At 71.4% G+C, this 16,057-nt stretch carries 14 protein-coding genes and 1 pseudogene; 3 read left to right on the top strand and 12 right to left on the bottom strand.

Translation table 11 applies throughout. From position 1 onward, the window contains the following. Positions 1–69 precede the first annotated feature (69 nt). The 7 genes from pheA to AB0F82_RS18150 form a co-directional block, all read right to left on the bottom strand. Complete coding sequence (gene pheA, locus AB0F82_RS18180) at positions 70–1,005, bottom strand: prephenate dehydratase (RefSeq protein WP_030026448.1); 936 nt, start codon at positions 1,003–1,005, stop codon at positions 70–72. A gap of 42 nt (positions 1,006–1,047) precedes the next feature. Beyond that, positions 1,048–2,334 (bottom strand): iron uptake transporter deferrochelatase/peroxidase subunit, encoded by a 1,287-nt coding sequence (gene efeB / locus AB0F82_RS18175; RefSeq protein ID WP_436842112.1) that lies wholly within the window; start codon positions 2,332–2,334, stop codon positions 1,048–1,050. Continuing rightward, positions 2,331–4,292 carry a copper resistance CopC/CopD family protein gene (locus AB0F82_RS18170; protein ID WP_362628616.1) on the bottom strand — a complete coding sequence of 654 codons (1,962 nt, stop codon included), beginning with the start codon at positions 4,290–4,292 and terminating at the stop codon, positions 2,331–2,333. The genes efeB and AB0F82_RS18170 overlap by 4 nt, the downstream gene beginning before the upstream one ends. A gap of 21 nt (positions 4,293–4,313) precedes the next feature. Continuing rightward, positions 4,314–4,793: a copper chaperone PCu(A)C gene (locus tag AB0F82_RS18165; protein ID WP_362628613.1), complete on the bottom strand. Its 480-nt coding sequence runs from the start codon at positions 4,791–4,793 to the stop codon at positions 4,314–4,316. After that, complete coding sequence (locus tag AB0F82_RS18160) at positions 4,790–5,446, bottom strand: SCO family protein (RefSeq protein ID WP_362628610.1); 657 nt, start codon at positions 5,444–5,446, stop codon at positions 4,790–4,792. Before AB0F82_RS18160 ends, AB0F82_RS18165 begins: the two co-directional genes overlap by 4 nt. A 74-nt stretch (positions 5,447–5,520) precedes the next feature. Next, positions 5,521–6,261 carry a YcnI family copper-binding membrane protein gene (locus AB0F82_RS18155; RefSeq protein WP_362628608.1) on the bottom strand — a complete coding sequence of 247 codons (741 nt, stop codon included), beginning with the start codon at positions 6,259–6,261 and terminating at the stop codon, positions 5,521–5,523. A 110-nt stretch (positions 6,262–6,371) separates the two neighbouring features. Then, positions 6,372–7,196, bottom strand: coding sequence for a hypothetical protein (locus AB0F82_RS18150; RefSeq protein ID WP_362628605.1), 825 nt, complete (start codon positions 7,194–7,196; stop codon positions 6,372–6,374). A 260-nt stretch (positions 7,197–7,456) separates the two neighbouring features. On the opposite strand from AB0F82_RS18150, the gene AB0F82_RS18145 reads away from it, so the two are divergent. Continuing rightward, complete coding sequence (locus tag AB0F82_RS18145) at positions 7,457–7,900, top strand: ATP-binding protein (RefSeq protein WP_356811092.1); 444 nt, start codon at positions 7,457–7,459, stop codon at positions 7,898–7,900. 92 nt (positions 7,901–7,992) lie between these two features. Here AB0F82_RS18145 and AB0F82_RS18140 read toward each other — a convergent pair whose 3' ends face one another. Together AB0F82_RS18140 and AB0F82_RS18135 are read right to left on the bottom strand one after the other, a co-directional pair. Continuing rightward, positions 7,993–9,459 carry an aminopeptidase P family protein gene (locus AB0F82_RS18140; protein ID WP_356811091.1) on the bottom strand — a complete coding sequence of 489 codons (1,467 nt, stop codon included), beginning with the start codon at positions 9,457–9,459 and terminating at the stop codon, positions 7,993–7,995. 118 nt (positions 9,460–9,577) lie between these two features. Further along, on the bottom strand, positions 9,578–11,131 hold the full coding sequence (locus tag AB0F82_RS18135) for a PP2C family protein-serine/threonine phosphatase (protein ID WP_362628601.1): 1,554 nt from the start codon (positions 11,129–11,131) through the stop codon (positions 9,578–9,580). 410 nt (positions 11,132–11,541) lie between these two features. Between AB0F82_RS18135 and AB0F82_RS18130 the strand changes: the two genes are divergently transcribed. Both AB0F82_RS18130 and AB0F82_RS18125 read left to right on the top strand, forming a co-directional pair. Next, entirely contained in the window at positions 11,542–12,300 is a 759-nt protein-coding gene (locus AB0F82_RS18130) for a bifunctional DNA primase/polymerase (RefSeq protein ID WP_362628598.1), read from the top strand. Positions 12,301–12,409: 109 nt separating this feature from the next. Further along, a complete protein-coding gene (locus AB0F82_RS18125) occupies positions 12,410–12,982 on the top strand; it encodes a hypothetical protein (RefSeq protein ID WP_362628595.1) in 573 nt (190 codons plus the stop codon). A gap of 183 nt (positions 12,983–13,165) precedes the next feature. Here AB0F82_RS18125 and AB0F82_RS18120 read toward each other — a convergent pair whose 3' ends face one another. The 3 genes and pseudogenes from AB0F82_RS18120 to AB0F82_RS18110 form a co-directional block, all read right to left on the bottom strand. After that, positions 13,166–14,140 (bottom strand): DUF5926 family protein, encoded by a 975-nt coding sequence (locus tag AB0F82_RS18120; protein ID WP_356811087.1) that lies wholly within the window; start codon positions 14,138–14,140, stop codon positions 13,166–13,168. Between the two features lie 218 nt (positions 14,141–14,358). Next, positions 14,359–14,960: pseudogene (locus tag AB0F82_RS18115) on the bottom strand (ATP-binding protein). Between the two features lie 85 nt (positions 14,961–15,045). Next, positions 15,046–15,834 carry a glycerophosphodiester phosphodiesterase gene (locus AB0F82_RS18110; RefSeq protein ID WP_356811105.1) on the bottom strand — a complete coding sequence of 263 codons (789 nt, stop codon included), beginning with the start codon at positions 15,832–15,834 and terminating at the stop codon, positions 15,046–15,048. Positions 15,835–16,057 lie beyond the last annotated feature (223 nt).

Here is a 16,057-nt window from a genome sequence, read left to right as displayed (position 1 = left end):
GCCGCTCTGTCGACTTGTCCCCAGGTCTGCATCTCCGCCTGTGGATAACTCTGTGGACAAGGGACGGTGCTACGCCCGGCCGTCGAGGCAGCGCGCCAACCAGTCGGAGGCAGCCGTGAAGTCGCCATCGGAGGTTCCGGCCCGCGGAGAGCGGACGTCACTCTGAGCGACACCGGCACGCGGGTAGGAGCCGAGGAAGCGGACCTGCGGACAGGTCCGCTTGAGACCCATGAGCGCCTCGCTGACCCGCCGGTCCGAGATGTGGCCCTCCGCGTCGACGGCGAAGCAGTAGTTGCCGATGCCCTGTCCGGTCGGACGGGACTGGATCAGCATCAGGTTCACCCCGCGGACCGCGAACTCCTGGAGGAGCTCCAGCAGCGCACCGGGATGGTCGTCGCCGAGCCACAGCACCACGGACGTCTTGTCCGCGCCCGTCGGTGCGGCCGGCCGCGCGGGGCGTCCCACCAGCACGAACCGCGTCTCGGCGTTCTCCGCGTCGTGGATCTCGGTGACCAGCGGGACCAGGCCGTAGGTGGCGGCGGCGAACTCGCCCGCGAAGGCGGCGTCGAAACGCCCCTCCTGGACCAGCCGGGCACCGTCGGCGTTCGACGCCGCCGACTCCCACACCGCATCGGGCAGGTTAGCCCGCAGCCAGTTCCGTACCTGGGGCTGGGCGACCGGGTGCCCGGTGACGGTCTTCACGTCCGACAGGGCGGTCCCCGGCCGTACGAGCAGCGCGAACGCGATGGGCAGCAGCACCTCGCGGTAGATCATCAGCGGCTCGCCCGAAGCCAGCTCGTCGAGGGTGGCCGTGACCCCGCCCTCCACCGAGTTCTCGATCGGGACGAGCGCGGCCGCTGCCTCGCCGCCCCGCACGGCGTCCAGGGCAGCCGGGACCGACACCATCGGGACGAGTTCCCGGGTCGCGGCTTCCGGCAGGGTGCGCAGGGCGGCCTCCGTGAAGGTGCCCTCGGGACCGAGATACGTGAAGCGGGTGGCTGACATGCGATCAGCCTAATGCCGGGGTGCCGGCCACCGCGGTGCTGTTCACCCTTCGAGCAGCCGCTGGCCCACGTACTCGCCGCTGCGCGGGCCGGGCGGAACCGCGTACAGCCCGCTCGACTCGTGCCGGATGAACGCCGACAGCGCGTCGCCGCGGTCGAGCTTGCGCTGTACGGGCACGAACCCGCGCAGCGGGTCGGCCTGCCAGCAGATGAACAGCAGCCCCGCGTCGGGAGCGCCGTCGGGGCCGATCCCGTCATGGAAGGAGAAGGGACGCCGCAGCATGGCCGCCCCGCCGTTCTGCTCAGGGGCCGAGATACGGGCGTGGGCGTTGGACGGGATGACGGGCTTGCCGTCGGCGCCGATCTTGTCGAGCGCCATCTCGGTGGTCTCCCCACCACCCGTCAGCGGGGCGCCGGTGGCCTTCGTCCGGCCGATGACCTGCTCCTGCTGCGCGAGGGACTGCTTGTCCCAGTCGTCGAGGAGCATCCGGATGCGCCGCACGACGGCGTACGAGCCCCCGCCCATCCAGGCGTGCTCCGCGGGCCCCGGACCCGCCGCGGGTACGAAGATCCGCTTGTCGAAGTCGGGCTCGGAGGGCTTGGGGTTGCCGGTGCCGTCGACCTGCCCCATGAGGTTGCGGGCGGTCATCGGCGTGCCGGTGGCTCCGGGGGACCGGTTGAAACCGTTCATCTGCCAGCGGACGCGCGCGGCGTCCCCGGCGTCCTTCTGGAGTGCGCGCAGGGCATGGAAGGCGACGAGTCCGTCGTTCGCGCCGATCTGGACCCACAGGTCGCCGTTGCTGCGCTGGGCGTCGAGCCGGTCGGACGAGAAGTCGGGCAGCGGATCGAGGGCGGTGGGCCGGCGGGTGCTGAGACCCGTGCGCTCGAAGAAGGAGTGCCCGAAACCGAAGGTGACGGTGAGGGAGGACGGCCCGGCGTCGAGGGCGATACCGCTGTCGGCGGTCGGGGCGGTCTCGCCCGCCATGAGCCGCCGTGCGGTGTCGGACCAGCGTCGCAGCAGCGCGGCAGCCTCGGTGCGGCCCGCTCCCGGGGCCAGATCGAAGGCGACGACGTGCCCCTTGGCCTGTAGGGGTGTGGTGATGCCGGCCTGATGGTCCCCGTGGAACGCCACCTGGGTGGCTCCGAGGGAGGAGAGGCTCCCGGCCGCTCCGGGGGCGGAGCCGCGCCCGGAGCTGGCGAGCGCGGAGTGCGCGAGGGCGCCGCTCGCGCCGCCGAGGGCCAGTCCGGCGGCGCCCGCGGCGCCGACGGTGCCCAGCAGCCGGCGCCGGGAGATCTCGATGTCGGGGTTGCTCTCGGTCACGCTGGTCAGCCGATCTTCACGGTCTTGTGGACGGTGGTCTGGTCGATGTCGGACGTACGGACGGTCACGTCGATGCGCCATTCGCCGGCGAGCGGCAGTTGCACGCCGGATGCGGTCCAGTGCCCGGGGGCGGCCTGGTCGGGCACGACGGGCAGGGGGCCGATGTCCTTGGCCGGCAGGGTGAACGCGACCTTGATCTCGGGGAGGTCGAAGGGCTGTCCGTCGTCCCTGTCCGCCCAGAGGTGCAGGGTGTTGGCGCCGACCCGGCCCGGATCGAGTTCGAGCCGGACCGACCCCTTGCCGTTCTGGCCGCCGGTGTCGAACGGCAGGGTGATCTTCACCGCGCGGTCGGGGACCACGGTGGAACTGGAGCCGCGGGCCACCTCCTGCTCGACGGCGCGCCCGGGCTCGGTGCTCGTCAGGACAGTGGTCACGACGAGCAGGACCACGGCGATCGCCGCCTCTACCAGGACCGAGCGCCGCAGACCGGCACGGCCCGGGTCCGCGTCACGCGCCCGCTTCTCGCGTGCGCTCTCCAGGGCGGCACGCTGCCGGGCGAGCTGGGCGGCACGCTCCGGGTCCGCGGGGACGGTCGCGGCGACGGGCGATGTTTCACGTGAAACATCGACGCCCGCGGCCGCCTGTCGGCCCGCTTCCGAGGCAGCCTCTTCGGGGGCCTCCGGAGCCTCCGCGAGCCGGGCGGTCCACTTGCGGGACAGGTGGGCGACGCCGAGGAGGACAGCGACCAGGGCGACCTTGAGGATCAGCAGCCGCCCGTACTCGGTACCCGTGAGGGCGGACCAGCTGCCGGTCTGACGCCAGGCCTGGTAGACGCCGGTGACGGCCAGGACCACGACGCTGACGAAGGCGACCCGGGAGAACCGCTGCACCGCCCGGCGCTCGATCCCGGGGACCTGGTGCAGGGCGACGAGCAGCGCGGAGAGCCCGCCGAGCCAGGTGGCGACGGCCAGCATGTGCAGGATGTCGGCCGGCATGGCGAGGCCGGGCTGGATACCGGTGGACGCGTGCTCGGAGAGGGCCCAGGTGGCAGCGATGCCGCCGGCGACCACGGCGCCGCCGATGGCGAGGCCGAAGGTGAGGTCGCCTGTGTCCTTGTCCTCTTCCGCGCCCCCGGGGTTCAGCTGGCGGCGTGCGTACACCCCGAAGAGGACCGCGACGAAGAGGGCGGCCGCGCCCAGCAGGAGCAGACGGGACACGAGCGACGCGCCCGTCTTGGTCTCCAGGACCGCCCTGAGCCCGTCCAGGTCGAAGGCGTCGGCGAACCGGCCGGACCCTGTGTACGGAGTCCGGAGCACCAGCATCGCCAGGGTGGCGGCGGTCAGGGTCACCCACGCCCGCACGACGAGCTTCTGGAGCGGCCGCTCCGCGGCGCCCCGGCGCCAGCACAGCAGGATGAAGGCCGCGCCGCCCACCAGAACGGTGAAGCCGGCGTAGGCGGCGTAGCGGGTGATGCCGTAGGCGATCCCGACCGGTCCGCCGCCCGCCGTCGTGGTGGGGAGGGAGACCTCGGTGGCCGAAGGCGCGCCGATGGAGAAGGTGAACGCGCCGGAGATCGGGTGGCTGTCGGCGGAGACGGCCTGCCAGGCGACGGTGTAAGTGCCGTTGGGCAGGCCGGAGTGCAGGGCGGTGCCGTAGCGGACGGTGTTCCCGCTGCACATGTCGCGGAGCTCACCGGTGTCCACCCGCCTGCCCTGGGGGTCGAGGACGCGGATCGAGTCGTCGCCCATGGCGACCTGCTCCGAGAAGGAGAGGGTGACCTGGGCGGGCGCCGTGGCGACCACCGCCCCGTCCGTGGGGTCGCTCGCGGTGAGTGCGGCGTGCGCCGTGGCCGGTGTGGCCGCGGTGAACAGGGTCGCCAGCAGGGCTGCGAGGACCAGCGCGAGCCGTGGCAGCAATGCCGTGGCACGGGCGCGGGCCGTGGAGGGGGCGGGGGCGGCGGCCGTCATGGCGTGTCAGTCCTCGGTCCGTCAGTGGCCGCTGTGGGCCGTGGATGTCGGGGCCTGCGCGTTGTACGTGCGTTCCTTCACGTCCAGCTCGACCTTGACGGAGCCGGCCTTCTCGAAGCGGAGCTCGACGGTGACCTTGTCGCCGACCTTGGGAGTGCTCTTGAGCCCCATGAACATGATGTGGTTGCCGCCGCGCTCCAGCCGGAGCTCGCCGTCCGCCGGCACGTCCATCGACTGGACCTGCTGCATCTTCTGGTCCATGGTCTCGTGGATCTGGAGGTCGTCGGAGAGCGGGGAGGTGGCACCGGTGAGCTTGTCGGGGGTCTCGGTGGGGTTGCTGATGACCATGAAGGCTCCGGCCATCTTGTCGTTGACCGGCTGCGGCATGAAGGCGCCGCTGACGGTCATCTGCGGCTCGCTGTCGCCGGAGCAGCCGGATATGGCGAGCGCTGACGTCAGGGAGAGGGCGGCGGCGAGGGTGCGGATGGTGCGGGTGTTCACGGGTTCTCCCCCTTGATGAGCTTCGGCAGGTCCTTGGCGTAGTTGTCGACGGTCGTGCCCTCGCCGTAGAGGACGTAGCCCTCGTCGGTCTTGGGCGAGAACGCGATGACCTGCGCGCCGTGCATGGAGACGACGCCGCCGTCGGCCTCCTTCTTGGCGGGATCGATGCCGATGCCGAGGGTTCGGGCGGCGGCCTGGATGGTCGCGAAGTCCCCGGTGAGTCCGATGAAGGACGGGTCCTGCGCCTTGAGCCAGGAGCCGAGGGACTCGGGGGTGTCCCGTTCGGGGTCCGTGGTGACGAAGACGACCCGGAGGTTGTCCTGGTCCTCCTTCGGGAGGTTCTTCTTGGCGACGGCGATGTTGCTCATCGTCAGCGGGCACACGTCGGGGCAGTTGGTGTAGCCGAAGTAAATGAGCGTCGGCTTGCCCTTGGTCTGCTCGCGGAGGTTCCACGGCTTGCCGGTGGTGTCCGTCAGGACGAGCTCCGGCTTGTTGAAGGGGCGGTCCAGAACGGTGGCGGCCTTGCCGCCGCTCTGACCGCCGGCGATCTGGGTGACCCCGCTGCTCTTGACGGGTTCAGCGTCGCCGCAGGCGGTCAGGGTCAGTACGGCCGCGGCGAGGAGCGCGGCAGCCGTCATACGTGTGGTGCGCATGGAGAGATGTCCCTGGGATCGGGGATGTAGGGATGCTGGGCGGTACGAGCGACAGCGCCCCGGGGCGTGGCAGGTCAGACGGAGCGTCGGCGCGATGCGACGCCGAAGGCGACACCGCCGAGTCCGATGACGATGCCCGCGATGCCGAGGGCGCGCGCAGTGGCGTCGGAGCCGTGGTCGTCGGCGGCCTTGTCGTGGCCGTGTCCGGCATCGACGCCCTTCTCCGCGTCCTTCTCCGCGTTCTTCGCCCCGTCGGTCTTGGCGCCGGCGTGGTGGTCGTCGCCCTTCGCGGCGGTCAGCTTCAGCACTGGTGCCGGGGTCTGCGGCTCCGCGGCGCCTTCCTTGGCCTCTTCGATCCAGCGCACGACCTCGTTGTTGTCGTAGGTCTGGATCGCCTTGAAGACCATCTGGTCGGCGTTCTCGGGGAGCTTGCCGACGGAGACCGGGAACTGCTGGAACATGCCCGGGCCGATCTTTCCGCCGGACCAGGTCACCTTGGTGACGACCTCGTTGACCTGCTTGCCGTGCACGGTCAGCGGCTTGTCGAGCTTCGTCTTCTCGACGTTCACGGTCCAGCCGGGGACGTCCTGCGGCATGACGGACGTGAGGGGCTGGTCGACCGGGAAGTTGACCTCGAGCTGAGTGGTCGAGGCGTTGTCGCGCTCGTTGGGGACCTTGAAGTTGAGCGTCGCGTACCCGCCCTTGGCGGCCTCGCCGACCGGCTGCACGCCGACGTGCGCGAAGGCGGTGCCGGAGAGGACGAGCACGGAGCCGGCGGCGAGGGCGGCGGCGAAGGAGACGCGAAAGGTCTTCATGGCAGAAACACTCCACGGAAGCAGTGGTGGCGGTTGCTCCGCGCACGGGCGCGCGCGGAGTGCGCGGCACCGGTGCCCCCGATGTGTGTCCCGGGGAGGCGGGTGCCGCGTCAGGCTGCGAGGGCGAACGCTGCGGGCGGCCCACGGCGGACCACCGTGTGCTGGAGTGCCTCCCGGCCCGTGAGGGCCGCGTGGTCGTCTTCGGTCCGGCGACCGGTCCGCGGGGTGCGGGCCGGCGCGCCGAGTCCGGTGCCGAGGGCCCGGACGAAGGCCAGTGCGGCGCGCAGCGGGCGGACCCGGGCCGCCTCGGTGGTGAGCCGGGACAGTTCGACGAGCCGGAAGAGCGCGGCGTCGCCGCGGCCGAGCAACCAGCCGGCGACGAGCGCGGCCAGCAGGTGCCCGAGCAGCATGGCCGGGCTGAACAGACCGGTCTCGGGTGCGGTGGTGACGGCCCGGGCCGCGTGGGCGTGCGCCCCGTGGCCCTGCTCCGCGACCTGCCCGGCCTGTGCTGCCAGGGCGGCCGGGTCCAGGCCTGCGGCCTCCAGGATCCGGCGGGCGTCGGCGGGGCTCAGCGGGACGGAGTTGCCCCCGCACACCAACCGGGCGGCGAGTTCCGCGAGCGAGCCGTCTGACGCGCCACCCGGGCCCTGAGCGGCTGCGGTGCTGTGCTGGCCGAGGCCGAACAGCACGTGCAGGGAGAGCTGCCCGGCGGCGAGCCCGGCGGCGAGCCCGGGCAGGGTCCGGCGGCGTCCCGCGAGCGGGGCAGCCACCGCGAAGACGGCGAGGAAGCCGATGCACAGGGACCACCAGGGCACGGTGGCGCAGGAGGCCAGGGCGTGCCCGGACGCGGACAGCACGACACAGACCGCGGTGAACACCGCGGCCCGGATCAGCCGGAGGCCGGCTCCGGCGTGCGTCGCGTGGGGGTCAGACATGGCCGGGTCATCATCGCACTGCGCTGATGTCCTCCATACGGCAGGTCCGGAAGGTCCGCATGAGCCCGCTCTGCGAAGGGGGTCCCGACAGGTCCGGTCCCGCTGCGGATGTGGTCCGGCCCTCCCGCCGGCGCGGTACGGGCCGCATGCCGGCGCATACACCGCCCTGTGGGCGAGCCGCATCCGCCGGACGGGCGCAATGAGGTCCCGTACGGCCCAAGGGCGCTTACGGGCCCTCGCGGGCGGCAATAGGTACCCGTATGAGCATCTGGTGGTCTCTCCACTTGAGGCGCGACGCCGCGAGCGTACCGCTCGCCAGGCGACTGCTGCTGGGGACGATGGAGACCGCGGGGGTGGACCCGGACATCTCCTTCGATCTCTCGGTGGCGCTGAGCGAGGCCTGTGCGAACGCGGTCGAGCACGGCGGGGGCGGCGACATCCCGGACGAGACCGAGGCGTACCACGTCACGGCCTATCTGGACGGGGACTGCTGCCGTATCGAGGTGACCGACTCCGGTCCGGGGTTCCCGCCCGCCACGGTGGCCCGTTGCAGACCCGCCCTGGCCGAGCACGGCCGGGGCCTGCACCTGATCGCCGAGCTGTCCGACCACGTCCGTTTCCGCAACCGGCCGGGCCGCGGCGCCGTGGTGAGCTTCGACAAGATGCTGAAGTGGCGCGACGACGCGCTGCAGAAGGTGTCGTAGAACGCCGGTGGGCGGGATCCCGTTCGGGATCCCGCCCACCGGCACCTCCGGCGCCGACGCCGGTCCTCGGGGCGATGCCGGTCGTGCGGACGTCAGCCCTTCAGGCGCGCCATCCAGGCCTCGACGTCGGTCGAGGTGCGGGGCAGCCCGGCCGACAGGTTCCGGTTGCCGTCCTCGGTGACGAGGATGTCGTCCTCGATCCGGACGCCGATGCCCCGGTACTCCTCGGGCACGGTCAGGTCGTCGGCCTGGAAATAGAGACCCGGCTCGACGGTGAGGCACATGCCCGGCTCCAGCGTCCCCTCCACGTACGCCTCGGTGCGCGCGGCGGCGCAGTCGTGGACGTCCATGCCGAGCATGTGGCCGGTGCCGTGCAGGGTCCAGCGGCGCTGCAGGCCGAGCTCCAGCACCCGCTCGACCGGACCCTCCAGCAGACCCCATTCGACGAGCTTCTCGGCCAGCACGTGCTGGGAGGCGTCGTGGAAGTCGCGGAACTTCGCACCCGGCTTCACCGCGGCGATACCGGCTTCCTGGGACTCGTAGACCGCGTCGTAGATCTTGCGCTGGATGTCGGTGTACGTGCCGCTGATCGGCAGCGTGCGCGTGACGTCGGCGGTGTAGAGGGAGTGGGTCTCCACACCGGCGTCGAGCAGCAGCAGGTCGCCGGAGCGGACGTCGCCGTCGTTGCGGACCCAGTGCAGGGTGCAGGCGTGCGGGCCGGCGGCGCAGATCGAGCCGTAGCCGACGTCGTTGCCCTCGACGCGGGCGCGCAGGAAGAAGGTGCCCTCGATGTAGCGCTCGGACGTGGCCTCGGCCTTGTCGAGGACCTTCACGACGTCCTCGAAACCGCGGACGGTGGAGTCGACGGCCTTCTGCAGCTCGCCGATCTCGAACTCGTCCTTCACGGCGCGGGCCTCGGAGAGGTAGACGCGCAGCTCCTCGTCGCGCTCCTTGGTCACCTTGTCGGTGAGGGCCGACTCGATGACCGAGTCGTGGCCGCGCACGTTGCGCACCGGGCCCTCGGCCTCGGTGAGGGCCTCGGCGAGTTCGCGGACGTCCTTGGCGGGGATGCCCAGGAGCTGCTCGGCCTCGGTGAGGGAATGGCGGCGGCCGACCCACAGCTCGCCCTGGCCGGACAGCCAGAACTCGCCGTTCTCCCGGTCGGATCGCGGCAGCAGGTAGATGGTCGCGGTGTGCCCGGTCGGGCCCGCCGGCTCCAGGACCAGCACGCCGTTCTCGGTCTGGTCACCGGTGAGGTACGCGTACTCGGTCGAGGCGCGGAAGGGGTACTCGGTGTCGTTCGAGCGGGTCTTCAGGCGGCCCGCGGGGACGACCAGGCGCTCACCGGGGAAGCGCTCGGACAGCGCCGCACGCCGGGCGGCGGTGTGCGCGGCCTGCGCGATCGGCTCCAGACCGTGCAGCTCGGTGTCCGCCCAGCCGGTGCGCATGTTCTCGGCGAGTTCGTCGCTGACGCCCGGGTACAGACCGTTCTTGCGCTGCTTGTGCGTCTTCTTGGGCTGCTCTTCTTCCGGGGTCTCCGGGGTGAGCTCGTCAGCCACGTCTTCTCCTCAGCTACGACGGTACGGACCTGGGTGTGGACCTCATCCATCGTATGCGTGTACGGGGAAGGCGTGGTCCGGATCGTGCGGGTTGTCACGGTCCGGGACCCACGGCGGATCACTCGAACCGGGCTGCGAGCAGCACGATGTCCTCAGGGGCGTCGGCCGGCCGCCCGTCGGGCAGCACGGTCCGCAGGATGTGGTCGCACAGGGCCTCCGGGTCCTCCCGCGCGGCGGGGGGCACCCCTGCGGCTGCCGCGTGGAGCCGCGCGTACGCCCGGTCCGTCGGGTCGCCGGTGTGGCGCAGCAGCCCGTCGGTGTACAGCAGCACCGTTTCTCCGGGCGCGGGTTCGATCTCCGTGCTCGGCGCCTCCCAGCAGGACAGCATGCCCAGGGGAGCGGACAGCGAGGTCTCGACGTACTCCGTGCGGTGCTCGCCGATGAGGAGCGGCGGGGTGTGTCCGGCCCCGGCCAGGATGATCTTGCTGCCCCGGCCGTCGGTCTGCGGTCCTCCGGCGGGCTCGCAGTGGGCGAAGAGCGCGGTGGCGCAGCGGGCGGGCTCGGTCAGCCGCAGCAGCAGTTCCAGGTCCGACAGGACGGCTACGGGGTCCTCGCCCTCCATGACGGCGTAGGCGCGCAGTGACGCGCGCAGGCGTCCCATGGCGGCGACGGCGCTCGGGCCTGCTCCGGTGACGGATCCCACGGCCAGTCCCAGGGCGCCTTCGGGCAGCGGCAGCGCGTCGTACCAGTCGCCTCCGCCGCGCGGTCCCGTGTGGTGGCGGGCCGCGAGCTGCACCCCGGGGATCCGGGGGAGCCTGCTGGGCAGCAGTTCCTCCGCGACGGTGGCCAGGTGGGTGCGGGATCGTTCCACCTCCAGCATCCGGGCCAGGTGTTCGGCGGCGTGCCGCACGTACAGCCCGGCCAGGTCGCGCTGGCGGTCGTTCGGCTCGGCCTGCTCGTCGTAGAGCCATACTGCGGCGCCGAGCCGGCCGGTGGCCTCGGCGGTCAGCGGGAGCGCGTAGCTGGCGGCGTAGCCGAGGCGGGCGGCGACCTCGCGGTGGCGGGGGTCCACCGGGGCGGCGAACCCGCCGGTGCCGGGGGGCGCGTCCGGTTCGGGGAGGAACTCGGAGCCGCCCTGTGCGTCGGGCAGTCCGTCGAGGATCCGCCCGTAGGAGGTCGCGCTGCGCGGCACGGTCTCGATGTGGCCCAGTTCGGCGTGGCCGAGGCCGAGGCCGATCGTGGTGGTGGGGCCGAGCCCGTCGGAGGGCTCCAGGACGATCAGGCCGCGGCGGGCGCCGACGAGTGCGGCTCCGGCGCGCAGGAACTCGTGGAGGGAGGTGTCGAGGTCGCCTGCGCGGGCGAGGCGTTCGGTGAGCTCGTGCAGGGTGGTGAGGTCCGAGACCATGCCCGCCAGGCGATCCTGGATGAGGCTGCCCGCGGCCGGCGCGGGGGCCGGTGTGGGGGCGGTCCGGGCGGGCGCGGGTGCCGCAGTGTGCGGTGACGCGGTGACTGCTGGATCGATTCCAGCCACTTTCGGCAGATGCGGGGCGCTCATGGCGTCCGCCTTTCCACCTGGTGCGATTCGCCGAATAGCATCGCAAACCCCCAGATCGTGCTGCGCCGCCATCAAGGAATCCACATCTACACGCACACATGGATGCATGTCCAGCATTGCCCCGGTGGGAATCCTGGTGTCCGAGAGGCGGCAACTCACTGTCGGGCCAAGGCTAGAACTTGGCCGGAAAAAGCTGGAAGCGATCGGTTTTTGAGGTCGACTGGACGAGCTCCGCAGGGGGCTCGGGTACGTACTCGGTGTTGGCCGAGGTCAGTTGGCGTACCGGGAACCGCTCGGTCGCGGGTCGTCGTCCTAAGCGGCGGCAGTCGGTCTCGGCAGCTGGTCTCGGCAGTCGGCGCGGGTCGCGCTCCATCCCCGCCGGACGTTTGATGGACCCGTAAGAAAACTGCACGAACCGCGTGAACCTGCCTCTGGCGGACAGTGACGCGAAACCTGTACGTGTGGTGAGTTTCCGGTTACATGGTGTGATGTGGCCCTCGGCGTTCAACGGAAAGGAACGAGCGCTCATGCGCGAGATCCTCGGAAGGCGTCTCCAGCGGCTCCGCGATCGCTTTCAATCCCTACGCCCCGACCGGGTACAGAGCGGCAGCACTTCCTCTCTCCTCGAAGCGGCGCTCACCTGCGCGACCACGTTCCAGTGGCCCGTCCTGCCCGGGGTAGGCCGGTCCGGTACGGACGGTGCGCGCTGCGCCTGCCCCGACCCCGACTGCGCCGTCCCCGGCGCACATCCCTTCGATCCCGGTCTGCTCGCGGCCTCCACCGACCCCCGGATGGTGGCCTGGTGGTGGACCAACCGGCCCACCGCACCCGTCCTGATGGCGACCGGCGGATCCGCCCCGTGTGCGGTGAGCCTCCCGGCCGGTGCGGCCGCACGGGCCCTCGTACGACTCGACGCGCAGGGCATGCGCCTCGGGCCGGTCGTCGCCACGCCCACCCGCTGGGCGCTGCTCGTGGCGCCGTACTCGCTGGAGCGGCTCGGGGAGCTCCTGTACGCGAAGGACCACGTGCCCTCCTCGCTGCGGTTCCACGGCGAGGGCGGCTACCTGCTGCTGCCGCCGTCCGCCGCTTCCAGCGGCGGCCAAGTGCGCTGGCAGCGCGAACCGCGTCCGGTGCCCCCGCGTCCGGCGGATCCGAAGTCCCCTGGCGCACGGGCGTCGCAGGCCTCGGCGACCGAACTCTGGCTGCCCGACGTCGAGGCGGTCGTGGACGCGTTGGTCGAGGCGAGCAGCGGAGCGCCCGGCGGCGGCAGCCGGCTCGCGTACTGACCTGCGAGGTCCCGCAGGGTCACTCGTACGGGTGTCAGCGGGACGAGTTTCCAAGGGAATTGGGCGCGGGGATCTCCGCGCCCCTTTCCCCCGTCGCTATCTTCGGCGAATGAATCTCCGCCTGATCGGTATCGGCGCCGGTGTGCTGATCATCTTGTCGCTCCCGCTCGCCGGCGCGATCGCCGGGCCTGATTTCGCCGGTCAAGATGACGGAAAGGGCGGCGGCCTGTTCACGACCCTCGGTCTTTCGGAGCCCGCTCGAACCGCCCCCGCGCCGGCTGCCCGCCCGGCGGCGCCCGCCACGGCCGAGCAGTCCGGCGCGGCGGAGCAGCCGCGTACGGATTCCCATTGCGGCCCCGAGCTGTCCTCGCCCCACGGAGTGGAGGCGCAGACGTGCGTGCTGGTGGCCGAAGGCCGGACGTGGGGCAGGAGTTACTACCGGAACACGAGTGGCCGCGCGCTGGATGCCGTGCTGACGGTGATGGGGCCGGCCGGGCGCACGGTACGGATCGCCTGTGCGGTCGGTGCCGGTGACGAACCCGGTCTGTGCGAGACACCCAAGGAGGACTCGGCCGGAGAACCGGAGAGTTACTCCGCAGTTGCGGAGTTTGCAGTTCCGGATGATGAAGGGCAGCTGCTCTTGCGGTCCGGAAGCAACTCACCGGCACCGGGCGACGGTTGAGCACCGCCCTAAATGGAAGGGCCCGGTCGCTGGCGACGGGGGATGCACCAGCGACCGGGCTACAAGAACGGTAACAAGAGATCGCCTGTTCGCAAATTCGATCTCTGATATTCAGACACCGATTTGCAGACGATTAGCGGGAGTTGTGACTCCGGTCACCGGCTCCGCGCATGCGCGTGGGTGTCAGCTGAGGGTCACCTGGCGGTTGGTGAGACCGCCGCGCGCCCGGCGCTCCTCCGGGGTCAGCGGAGCGTCCGCGGCAAGCGCCTTGGCCAGCCGCTCAGCGAACTCCGCAGCCGGCTTCTCGACGTCGTCGGCCGTCACTCCGGTCGGCAGGTCCCAGACCGGGACCACCAGCCCGTGGGCGCGGAAGGACCCGACGAGCTTCGTGCCCTCGCCGAGCGAGGACGTGCCGGCCGCGTGCAGTCGTGCGAGGGCGTCGAGCAGCTTCTCCTCGGGGTGCGGCATGACCCAGCGCAGGTGGTTCTTGTCCGGGGTCTCGCACCAGTAGGCGGCGTCTACGCCGGTCAGCTTGACGGTGGGGATGGCGGCCGCGTTGGCGCGCTCCAGCGAGGCGGCGATCTCCGGGGACGCGTTCGGGCCGCCCTCGGATTCCGGAATCCAGAATTCGAAGCCGGTGTGAACAACCGGCTCGAAACCGCCGTCGGCGTCCAGGAGATCCTGAAGTCGGGGACCCTCGGCGGGGACCCGGCGGGCAGCGACCGGAGTTCCCGGCTCCGCCACGAGCGCCCGCTCCAGGGTGTCGGCCATGTCGCGGCTCAGGTCCCCGGTGGACGTCTCGTTCTGCAGACCGAGCAGGACGGACCCGTCCTCGCGACGCAGCGCCGGCCAGGCCATGGGCAGTACGGTCACCAGCGTGACGGAGGGGACGCCCTCGGGCAGACCGCCCTTCAGCGACAGCGGGATGGTGGCCGCGGGCACCAGCTCGCGCAGCGCGACCCAGTCGCACTCGCCCGGGAGGCCCTCGAAGGGGCGCTGGACGTGCTCGGTGACGGCGTGCGCGGCGGCTGCGCCGTGGCAGGCCTTGTAGCGGCGCCCGGATCCGCAGGGGCAGGGCTCGCGTGCGCCGACAACGGGGATCTCACCGTTGGTGAGCTGCGGCTTTGCAGACTTGGCTGCGGGGCGCTTCTTGGCCATCGTGCGTGTCTCCCGGTTGCGGCGGTACGGCGTCGTGTCTGGGCGCGAGCCTAGCCGTTCGTACCGCCGGAACCGGTGGGGTGCGGCCCGGGAGCACGGTCGGCGTGCGCTCCCGGACGGCCGCCTGTACGGATGACCGGTACTGCTGTGCTGATGTCGAGCTGTTGTGCGGTCAGGGATCCCGGCGCCCGGGTGTCCTGGGCTGCGGATCCACGGGTTCAGACATCGAGATCGTCGAATGCCGTACTGAAGTCGATCGCCGGGGGCGCAACGCGCGTAGCGAAATCGTCGTGCCGGGGCCCACAGGCGACGACCACCCAGACGGTGACCTCACCTGCCGCTCCGTCCCGGACACCCCAGTCCTGGGCAAGGGCGCTGATGATGTTCAGCCCCCGGCCGCCGCGTGCGGTGACCGAGGGCGTGGAAGGAACAGGCCGGGTCGGCCCACCCCCGTCCGTGACCTCGACCGTCAGCCGCCCCGCCCTGTCGATGCGCCATGCGGCGCGTATCTCCCCGTCCCCGACTTCCCGCGCCCCCAGCGGCCTGCCGTGTCGGCAAGCGTTGCTGAGCAGTTCGGAAAGGATCAGTACGGCATCGTCCACGACCGTTTCGGCCACCCCGCTGATACGCAATTGTTCGCGCATCCGGTGCCTGGCCTCACCCACGCCCGCAGGACCATGGCGTACGTCCATGCACGACGACGTGGGCACTTCTTGTGCCACCACCAACGCCACCCCCGGAACCTCCTTAGCCCCACGCATGGTCTGGATGCCCCCTTGGCCTGGACCGGAAACCGCCGAAGCGGGCCGCTCTGACGCATTCGCGCCGGTCGAATGCGGAGCGGATGCGCCGGAGCACACCCTGTGACCGGCGGGGCGGGGGTGACGACTGCGCAAATGGGGACGTCAGCGCCCCAGTTGGGACAGAACTTGGCGGGGTCTGTTCGTGATGATCGCTTCCACGCCCATATCAGCGCAGAGCTGAACATCTTCCGGCTCGTTCACTGTCCATACGTGCACGGGATGACCGGCGCCCTGGAGCTTGCGGATGAAGCCGGGATGGTTGCGGACGATCCGCATCCCGGGGCCGGCGATCGTCACCCCGGCCGGGAGCCGCCCGTCGCGCATCCGTGGCGAGACGAACTGCATCAGGTACACGGTCGGGACCGTCGGCGCGGCGGCCCGCACCCGGTGCAGGGAGCGCGCGGAGAAGCTCATGACCCGGACAGGGTGGGGTCCGCCGGGTGGCGGGGCGTCCAGGCCGAAGCGCTTGAGGAGGAACAGGAGGCGCTCCTCCACCTGTCCGGCCCAGCGGGTCGGGTGCTTCGTCTCGATCGCGAGCTGTACCGGCCGTCCGGTGTCCGCGACCAGCTCCAGAAGGCGTTCCAGGGTGAGGACGGAGGTGCGCTCGGGGTCCGCGTCCCAGTCGGGGGACTCCTCGCGGTCCTTCCAGGAGCCGAAGTCCAGGGCGGCGAGATCGGCCAGCTCCAGGGCGGAGACGGCGCCGCGGCCGTTCGAGGTGCGGTTCACCCGGCGATCGTGGACCAGGACCAGATGACCGTCGGCGGTGAGCCTGACATCGCATTCGAGGGCGTCGGCGCCGTCCTCGATGGCCTTGCGGTAGGCGGCCAGGGTGTGCTCGGGGGCGTCCTCCGAAGCGCCGCGGTGGGCGACGACCTGGATGGTGCGCGGCATTGCGTGGGTCACCGGGTCATGGTGCCACCGTCAGCCCCCCGGCGGTCCAGGTCCGGCCCCGCGAGTGCATCCGAAATGCCGGACATAAAGAATGAGGGGAGATGCACAGGTCCGGCTTACAGTGCTCTGACGGGGCATGGGAAAGGCTTTGCTCTGGAACTTGTACGGCACGTCGAACGTTCAGCCGGATCGATATCGCCAGATTCTGCAGCTGTGTGTGACG

The organism is Streptomyces virginiae, from assembly GCF_040638905.1.
Classification (GTDB): Bacteria; Actinomycetota; Actinomycetes; order Streptomycetales; family Streptomycetaceae; genus Streptomyces; species Streptomyces virginiae_B.
This window is presented reverse-complemented; position numbering and strand designations above follow the sequence as displayed.

Coding starts and splice junctions, on each gene's coding strand:
- AB0F82_RS18145 (WP_356811092.1), top strand. CDS start 7,457: ATGAGCATCTGGTGGTCTCTCCACTTGAGGCGCGACGCCGCGAGCGTA.
- AB0F82_RS18135 (WP_362628601.1), bottom strand. CDS start 11,131: ATGCTGGACATGCATCCATGTGTGCGTGTAGATGTGGATTCCTTGATG.
- AB0F82_RS18130 (WP_362628598.1), top strand. CDS start 11,542: ATGCGCGAGATCCTCGGAAGGCGTCTCCAGCGGCTCCGCGATCGCTTT.
- AB0F82_RS18120 (WP_356811087.1), bottom strand. CDS start 14,140: ATGGCCAAGAAGCGCCCCGCAGCCAAGTCTGCAAAGCCGCAGCTCACC.
- AB0F82_RS18160 (WP_362628610.1), bottom strand. CDS start 5,446: ATGCGCACCACACGTATGACGGCTGCCGCGCTCCTCGCCGCGGCCGTA.
- AB0F82_RS18125 (WP_362628595.1), top strand. CDS start 12,410: ATGAATCTCCGCCTGATCGGTATCGGCGCCGGTGTGCTGATCATCTTG.
- AB0F82_RS18155 (WP_362628608.1), bottom strand. CDS start 6,261: ATGAAGACCTTTCGCGTCTCCTTCGCCGCCGCCCTCGCCGCCGGCTCC.
- AB0F82_RS18170 (WP_362628616.1), bottom strand. CDS start 4,292: ATGACGGCCGCCGCCCCCGCCCCCTCCACGGCCCGCGCCCGTGCCACG.
- AB0F82_RS18110 (WP_356811105.1), bottom strand. CDS start 15,834: ATGCCGCGCACCATCCAGGTCGTCGCCCACCGCGGCGCTTCGGAGGAC.
- AB0F82_RS18150 (WP_362628605.1), bottom strand. CDS start 7,196: ATGTCTGACCCCCACGCGACGCACGCCGGAGCCGGCCTCCGGCTGATC.
- pheA (WP_030026448.1), bottom strand. CDS start 1,005: ATGTCAGCCACCCGCTTCACGTATCTCGGTCCCGAGGGCACCTTCACG.